This window comes from Methanocalculus natronophilus (assembly GCF_038751955.1).
In the GTDB taxonomy this organism is placed as follows: domain Archaea; phylum Halobacteriota; class Methanomicrobia; order Methanomicrobiales; family Methanocorpusculaceae; genus Methanocalculus; species Methanocalculus natronophilus.
In genome coordinates, this window is record NZ_JBCEXH010000041.1 from 1 (window position 1) to 764 (window position 764).

Annotated in this window: 1 protein-coding gene; it reads left to right on the plus strand. The window is 31.2% G+C overall.

The genetic code is table 11. The features are described 5' to 3' along the window. Positions 1 to 112 precede the first annotated feature (112 nt). Entirely contained in the window at positions 113 to 634 is a 522-nt protein-coding gene (locus tag ABCO64_RS10265) for a hypothetical protein (protein ID WP_343089391.1), read from the plus strand. Positions 635 to 764 lie beyond the last annotated feature (130 nt).

Below are 764 nucleotides of genomic sequence, written 5' to 3' on the forward strand. Positions count from 1 at the left end.
GCCTTATTTAAAGGAACTTTCTAGTAAAGATTACGAAGTCTTACGCTATGAGTTTATCAATAAAACGAAAAGTCCTTTTACAGTATTTATTAAAAAATTGAGGAGCGTTTAAATGAAAGAACGTATTGTTGCGGCGACGCCATTAATTAGTTTACTATTATTTTTGTTTAGTGGGTTTGTTTTAGAATCATGGGGGATGGGGGTATCTTTTTTTCTATTAATTCCCTTGTCATTCATTCTTTTAAGTAAAAACTACTTACAAAAACTTAATCAAATGATGCCTTTGTTAGCGTTGCTTGTATTTTTGTGGCTTCACTTTGGGGCTGATTTAGCGCATCCAGGATGGATTGTCTTTTTTGCAATTCCTATTTCTGATACATTGATTGGTGGGAAATTGAATGTTAAGAAAATCATTACACTCACAATTACGCTCAGTTATATTGTTCTTGGGTTAACGATTGAAGGGTTTTGGCATCCAGGTTGGTTAATCTTTTTGTTAATTCCTATCATTAACATACTCTTTTTCCCTTCACAAAGTATGCGTTTTTACTCTAAACATTCGAATACGTTTAAATCTAAAATATATCAGTACGCGAAAAATGAAACCGACGGTGAGTTTGAAGATATCGATTAAGCATAATTTACACGAACACTTTATTTAATGTTAAAATCTAATTAACAAAAAATAAGGATGTGATTGTATGTATAAAAACTATCAAAAACCTTCTAAAGAGGATTTAAAAAAGAAATTATCACCCATTGAG